The organism is Pedobacter sp., from assembly GCF_035566355.1.
Taxonomy (GTDB): Bacteria; Bacteroidota; Bacteroidia; order Sphingobacteriales; family Sphingobacteriaceae; genus Pedobacter.
Window position 1 is genome coordinate 1 of sequence record NZ_DATMRL010000610.1, and the last position, 7,119, is coordinate 7,119.

General features: G+C 41.0%; 5 protein-coding genes. 2 read left to right on the top strand and 3 right to left on the bottom strand.

All coding sequences use genetic code 11. The annotated features are described in order from the left end of the window. The first annotated feature begins 86 nt into the window (after positions 1-86). On the top strand, positions 87-1,925 hold the full coding sequence (gene glmS, locus VNZ46_RS23845; RefSeq protein ID WP_325563297.1) for a glutamine--fructose-6-phosphate transaminase (isomerizing): 1,839 nt from the start codon (positions 87-89) through the stop codon (positions 1,923-1,925). A gap of 313 nt (positions 1,926-2,238) precedes the next feature. Here glmS (VNZ46_RS23845) and VNZ46_RS23850 read toward each other — a convergent pair whose 3' ends face one another. Further along, a complete protein-coding gene (locus VNZ46_RS23850) occupies positions 2,239-3,240 on the bottom strand; it encodes a helix-turn-helix domain-containing protein (protein WP_325563299.1) in 1,002 nt (333 codons plus the stop codon). Positions 3,241-3,591: 351 nt separating this feature from the next. On the opposite strand from VNZ46_RS23850, the gene glmS (VNZ46_RS23855) reads away from it, so the two are divergent. Next, on the top strand, positions 3,592-5,430 hold the full coding sequence (gene glmS / locus VNZ46_RS23855) for a glutamine--fructose-6-phosphate transaminase (isomerizing) (protein WP_325563301.1): 1,839 nt from the start codon (positions 3,592-3,594) through the stop codon (positions 5,428-5,430). A 70-nt stretch (positions 5,431-5,500) separates the two neighbouring features. On the opposite strand, the gene VNZ46_RS23860 is transcribed toward glmS (VNZ46_RS23855), so the two are convergent. Both VNZ46_RS23860 and VNZ46_RS23865 read right to left on the bottom strand, forming a co-directional pair. Beyond that, positions 5,501-6,388: a PorP/SprF family type IX secretion system membrane protein gene (locus tag VNZ46_RS23860; RefSeq protein ID WP_325563302.1), complete on the bottom strand. Its 888-nt coding sequence runs from the start codon at positions 6,386-6,388 to the stop codon at positions 5,501-5,503. A gap of 22 nt (positions 6,389-6,410) precedes the next feature. Then, the coding region (locus VNZ46_RS23865) for a gliding motility-associated C-terminal domain-containing protein (protein ID WP_325563304.1) at positions 6,411-7,119 on the bottom strand (709 nt) is incomplete at its 5' end.

A 7,119-nucleotide genomic window follows, 5' to 3' on the forward strand; every position in this document is an offset into this window, starting at 1 on the left:
AGAATGGTTATCTGATGTGACTTCTGGTGACTACGTAAAATATTATGACAATCAATATCAATCATAAACATCTTACCTATTAATTTATGTGTGGAATCGTCGGATACATCGGTCACAGAGAAGCCTGGCCAATTGTAGTTAAAGGACTAAAAAGACTAGAATACCGTGGTTATGACAGTGCGGGTATTGCGCTGATCAATAATGCCGGTTTAAATATTTTCAAAAAGGCCGGAAAGGTTGTGGAGCTGGAAAATTTTGCCGAAGGTAAAAATTTGACAGGAACCATCGGTATAGGCCATACGCGTTGGGCAACACATGGAGAGCCATGCGACCGTAACTCTCACCCCCATACCTCTAATGCGGGCGATTTAACCATTATCCATAATGGTATCATAGAAAACTACGCTACGCTTAAGGAAATGCTCCAAAGCAAAGGTCACGAGTTTAACAGTGATACCGATACAGAAGTATTGATCCACCTTATTGAAGAGATCTATAAAGTTGAAAATGTAGACCTTTTGGAGGCAGTAAGATTGGCGTTGCATAAAGTGAATGGTGCTTATGCTATTGTGGTGATGGATGAGGCGCAGCCTGATCAATTGATTGCTGCAAGAAAAGGTAGCCCAATGGTGATTGGAGTTGGAGAAGGAGAGTATTTTATTGCTTCTGATGCAACACCGATCGTGGAGTACACGAAAAATGTGATTTATCTGAATGATAATGAAATTGCACTTTTAAAGCGGGACGAATTAGTGATTAAACGTTTGGACAATGTGATCCAGACTCCATATATCCAGGAACTGGAACTGAAACTGGAAATGCTGGAAAAGGGCGGCTATGATGATTTCATGTTAAAAGAGATCTATGAGCAGCCAAGATCTGTAAGAGACTGTTTAAGGGGCCGTATTTATCCTTCAGAAGGAAGAGTTCAACTGGGGGGGATCAATGAATATGCGGATAAGCTTAAAAATGTAAAGCGCATTATTATTGTAGCCTGCGGAACTTCATGGCATGCAGGTTTGGTTGCAGAGTATTTAATTGAAGAATATGCACGTATTCCTGTCGAAGTGGAATATGCTTCTGAATTTAGATACAGAAACCCGATCATTCATGAAAGCGATGTGATCATTGCCATTTCTCAATCTGGTGAAACTGCAGATACGATGGCGGCTATAGAGATGGCTAAAGAAAAGGGGGCAACCATTTTTGGTGTATGTAATGTGGTTGGTGCTTCTATTCCAAGAATTACGCATGCGGGCGCTTATACACACGCAGGTCCTGAGATTGGCGTGGCCAGTACCAAGGCGTTTACCGCTCAGGTAACTGTATTGACCCTAATTGCTTTTAATCTGGCACAGCAGAGAGGAACGGTAACCAATTCTAAAATGGTTGAGCTCTTAACTGAACTGGAGAATATTCCTGAAAAAATTGAACTGGCTTTGCAGTCTGATGCGCTGATTAGGGAAATCGCAGAAAAGTTTAAAGATTCCAGAAATTGTCTTTTCCTTGGAAGAGGAAGCGGCTTCCCGGTTGCCCTGGAAGGCGCTTTAAAATTAAAAGAGATCTCTTATATCCATGCTGAGGGATACCCGGCTGCTGAAATGAAACACGGTCCGATTGCTTTAATTGATGAGGAAATGCCGGTTGTAGTGATTGCAACAAAGAATTCTTCTTATGAAAAAGTGATCAGCAACATACAGGAAGTAAAAGCCAGAAAAGGACAGGTTATTGCTATTGTTACTGAAGGCGATACTGAAGTTAAAAAGATGGCAGATTATTGTATCGAGATTCCGGATGCGAGTGAGGCATTTTTACCACTACTGGCAACTATACCATTGCAGTTGTTGTCTTATCATATCGCTGTTTTGAGAGGCTGTAATGTCGATCAGCCAAGAAATCTGGCCAAATCGGTTACGGTTGAATAAGTCATCGGTAAGAAATAAAAAAAAGGCCATTTGGATTATCCAAATGGCCTTTTTTTTATTTCTTCTCAAGTATATGAATCTTTGCCTGGCAATTGCTGCACCTATACCTTTTATAAGGCATCCAAAAGAGAAAATGTTTAAATAGTGGACCTCTTGGAATTCTAGTGTCCAGTTCTCCCTGACGGCATTTTGGACATTCCCTATATGTGCGTTCCTTGTTGATCCAGTCCATTTTTATATTCTTATTTAATATATTTTCCATTTCAGTGTAAATTTATCACCTTATTTCTACTGTAACTAATCTATTACGATATTATGTAGTCTCAAATTCAAATTCTGGACTCTTTCCCGCAGTTCTAACAAACTCGCCGGGAGTGATTCCGGTTTGTTTCTTGAATTCTGAAAAGAACACGCTTCTGGATTTGAACCCTGCATCTATACCAACGGCTTCGATGGTGAGGTGTTTCCATTCATCTTCTTTGGCTAATTTTTCCTTTACGTAATTAACTCTCAAACTATTAACGTATTTTGTAAAGCTTTTGTTGTAATTATTCTTTAAAAGAAAGTTAAGTTGAGCAATAGGAATATTTGATTCTTTAGCCAATTGTGCGAGGGTAAGGTTTTTTTGACGGAAGCTCAGGTGCTCGTCAATATGAGCGTTTAATTTGGAGCAAGTATCTGCCCATTGTGATTCATCTTGTTCTGATTGTAGTTCTTTTTTAATCCTGATCAATGTTTCGGGTCTGATGTCCAGATAGCTTGCCTTATGTGCCAGAGGGATCCGGTGAATATGATCTGGCATATAGGATTGGAGATATAGATATTTTTCTTTCGCTGTATTTAACCGCGTCATGTTAGAGCGTTCGTGAGCGCCCTGAAAATAATTTTCAAAGATTTTGCGCAGGATGATATTCGACTCCGGGAAGCGGTCATACATCTCCTGCATATCATCAGCGTGCAGGGCTAAAAGTAAAGCATCCTCTACGGCATGTACGGTGTCCTCGGAAGGTACATAGCCATACATTCCTGTTACTGAGGTAACGAAATTGCCATCGGTGACAATAAAAGTAGTCAGCTCTTTATGGTTTCTGTTGGTTGTAGCTACCAATATGCCATTGACCAGGAAGTAGAAATAATAACAATGTTCACCCTGTTTCATTAAGAACTCATCCTTCTCCAGCTTCACGGTTTGGACTCTGGTGGCGATCTGATTTTTGAGCCCCTCACTTAGTGGATGGAAGGAAGACAGGGCTGCAATTAATTGTTCAATTGCTACAGGGTCATTTGCGGTTTGAAAGGTTGGTGTAGGTGGCATGAATTTTTAAATTCAATGGTGTTTTGTAATAAAATTGTTATGCAATATAACGTTAATATTAATTAAAAAGATATTATTCATGTTAAAATTGGATTAAAATTTTGGAAATGTAAATATTGTTAATTTCTATGACTGTACGGATTGAGGTGGCTGGTGAAACTATCATGTGCAGTACTGCACAAACCGAAGTGAATAAATTTTGGTAGCACATGATCGGTTCATAACCTTTAAAAAAATATATGCTAATGGAAAAATGAACAGATGTACATTGCTGATGTTAAGTAATTTATATAAATTTACAGCATCATTTAATTAAAAATTAATTCATAGAAATTATATAAAAAGAACTATATGTGTGGAATAGTAGGATATATTGGTTACAGGGAAGCCTGGCCAATTGTTATAAAAGGATTAAAAAGACTGGAATACCGGGGCTATGACAGTGCTGGAATTGCACTGATCAATGACGAAGGGATGAATATCTTCAAAAAGGCGGGTAAGGTGATTGAACTGGAGAATTTTGCAGAAGGAAAGAACCTTTCTGGTACTATTGGAATAGGACATACCAGGTGGGCTACACATGGTGCACCATCTGACCGGAATTCACATCCTCATACTTCAAATGATGGTAAACTGAGTATCATCCACAATGGAATTATAGAAAATTACGCCACACTTAAAGAAGAGCTGGAAAGCAGAGGGCATGTATTCAAGAGTGATACGGATACGGAAGTATTGATCCATCTGGTGGAAGATATTTATAAGTCTGAGGATGTAGATCTTCTGGAAGCGGTAAGGCTTGCGCTTAACGAAGTGAGTGGTGCTTATGCCATTGTGATTATGGATGAGGACCAGCCGGATCAACTGATTGCGGCAAGAAAAGGGAGCCCAATGGTGATCGGTGTTGGTGCGGGAGAATATTTTATTGCTTCTGATGCCACACCTATTGTAGAATATACCAAAAATGTAATCTATCTGAATGACAATGAAATTGCGTTTTTAAAACGCGATGAATTGGTGATCAAGCGTTTGGATAATGTTGTTCAGACACCATATGTTCAGGAACTGGAACTGAAACTGGAGATGCTTGAAAAAGGGGGCTATGATCACTTTATGCTAAAAGAGATCTATGAACAACCACGTTCCATCCGGGATTGTATGAGAGGAAGGATCTATCCTTCTGAAGGTAAAGTACAGTTGGGTGGAATTAAGGAATACGCGGAGAAGCTTAAAAATATAGACCGTATCATTATTGTAGCCTGTGGTACTTCCTGGCATGCGGGTTTGGTTGGAGAGTATCTGATTGAGGAATATGCACGTATTCCTGTTGAAGTAGAATATGCTTCTGAATTCCGGTACAGAAATCCGATCATTACGGAGAAAGATGTGGTTATCGCAATTTCACAGTCGGGCGAAACGGCAGATACTATGGCGGCTATTGAAATGGCCAAAGAAAAGGGAGCAACTATATTTGGTGTATGTAATGTGGTGGGCGCCTCTATTCCACGTATTACACATGCAGGTGTGTATACGCATGCAGGCCCGGAGATTGGGGTGGCTTCAACCAAGGCATTTACAGCCCAGGTAACTGTACTGACACTGATGGCATTTTATATGGCTCAGCAAAAAGGTACTGTAACCAACTCCAAACTGGTCGAGTTATTAACCGAGCTGGATAATATTCCACAGAAAATCGAAGCTGCCTTAAAATCAGATACCCTGATCAGGGAAATTGCCGAGAAGTTTAAAGATTCCAGAAATTGCCTGTTCCTGGGTAGAGGAAGCGGCTTCCCTGTGGCACTTGAAGGTGCCTTGAAGCTAAAAGAAATCTCTTATATCCATGCCGAAGGTTATCCGGCTGCGGAGATGAAGCATGGTCCGATTGCTTTAATTGATGAGGAAATGCCGGTTGTTGTAATTGCAACCAAAAATTCCTCGTATGAAAAGGTAATCAGCAACATCCAGGAAGTAAAAGCAAGAAAGGGTGTGGTGGTAGCCATCGTTACTGAGGGTGATACCGAGGTGAAAAAAATGGCCGATTATTGTATTGAAATACCTGATGCGAGCGAAGCATTTCTGCCGCTGCTGGCAACGATTCCTTTGCAGTTACTTTCTTATCACATCGCTGTGCTGAGGGGCTGTAATGTAGATCAGCCAAGAAACCTTGCCAAATCAGTTACCGTAGAATAACGGAATTTTATCTATAAAAAATGGCCGGTCTGAAATAGTCAGACCGGCCATTTTTTATAGATATTGGTTATTATTTGAAGCTGATCCTCAGATCAAGTTCAAAGCTTCCATTGGTGTAATTGGTCAATGCAGAAGTCTGGGTGGTATAGGTACCACTGATCATATATTTATTCTGGTAATCCATGCCGACTCCAAAAGTGGCATTTTTGGTGCTGTGGTATAAGCCTAAAAGAAAAACCTGTTGGTTTGCAAATCCAAGCTGCGCACCGGCATCCACAATATTACTGTGGTTTTTAACACCTCTAAAGGCAACTTTTGGTTCGATCTGCGCTGGTTTTTCATCTGAATTTAAATCGATCTTGTAACTGATTGCACTGTAAAAAGTAGCAACATCGGCCATTTTGATCTCATCCTTTTTGAAGAAGGTTTTTAAATTTGGAATGGACGCCTGAATGTTCAGGTGATTGCTGGTATAGGCCAGACCGAAATCTCCGTCAAGATAGGTTTTGCGGTCATTGTACTGTCCAACAGAAGGGTCGTTAGGGTCACCATTGATGTCGGCGGTTTCGAGCCTCTGGTTTAAAAAGCCAAGGGATACACCGAAATTCAATTGCTGACCATCTCCATTAAGCGGCAAATGGTAAGCATAACTGCCTACAACCCTAGTTTGCCTCAGAAGACCTGCCTTTTCGTTGTAAACATTCAGACCAATACCCACCTTTTGGAAACCATAATCTGCGGTCACGTTTTGTGTAAGTGGTGCTCCGGGAACATTATTCCAGAGTTTACGATAGGCTGCATTTATTTTTACACCTGGTGTATAACCGGCGAAGGCTGGGTTGATCAGGTATTGGTTGGTAAAGTATTGGGCACTTAAGGGGTTCAGCTGCGCTTTTGCAGCTGTTCCCATAATTGTGATTAGAACCAGGTTAATTAATATCTTTTTGATCGTGTTCATAATGTCTAAATCTTTGTATTAGTTAATTGTTTCTAACTACGGTGATGAATCCTTTTTGCTTTAACTGGCCGGTGCCAAAATCAATAATGTAATAATAAGTGCCTTCCTGTAAGGGTACGCCATTATAGGTCCCATCCCAGGTATTGTTATACCCTTTCTGTCCAAAAACGATCCGTCCTGCACGGTCAAATACTTTAACCTCATTGTTTGGATAAAGGTCTATGTTCCTTACTACCCAAAGATCATTCTTGCCGTCTCCGTTAGGGCTTAAGATGTTCGTCGCATCGACAGCCTGGTAGTCAGAACGAACTTCAAGAGTAAAGCTCTCTGTCGTACTGCATCCGCTGGCATTAGTAGCGGTTACGGTATAAGTAGTCGTTACGCTTGGTCTTACACTAAGTTTGGCTGTATTCTGGCCGCCCAGGATGCCAGATGCTGTTGCCCAGCTGTAGCTGGTTCCACCTGTAGCTGTTAACTGGACGGTTACACCTTTGGAAATACTCTTACCCTGATCGCTGCTAATGGCCACTACCGGAAGTGGGTTAACCGTGATGGTGAATGTTGTACTATAACTGTCAGCACCACCGTTGGCCTGCCCGCCATTGTCTTTAACGATAACGGTTAGGGTTGCTGTTCCACTTGCGCCGTTTTTAACCTTATAAGTCAGCGTTCCGGCATTGCTGCCATTTTTGACAATATTCAGGCTTTCGAAAAGTGCAGTATTTGTACTG

Excerpts from the sequence above, each read along its gene's own strand:
- VNZ46_RS23860 (WP_325563302.1), bottom strand. The coding sequence starts at position 6,388 with ATGAACACGATCAAAAAGATATTAATTAACCTGGTTCTAATCACAATT.
- glmS (WP_325563297.1), top strand. The coding sequence starts at position 87 with ATGTGTGGAATCGTCGGATACATCGGTCACAGAGAAGCCTGGCCAATT.
- glmS (WP_325563301.1), top strand. The coding sequence starts at position 3,592 with ATGTGTGGAATAGTAGGATATATTGGTTACAGGGAAGCCTGGCCAATT.
- VNZ46_RS23850 (WP_325563299.1), bottom strand. The coding sequence starts at position 3,240 with ATGCCACCTACACCAACCTTTCAAACCGCAAATGACCCTGTAGCAATT.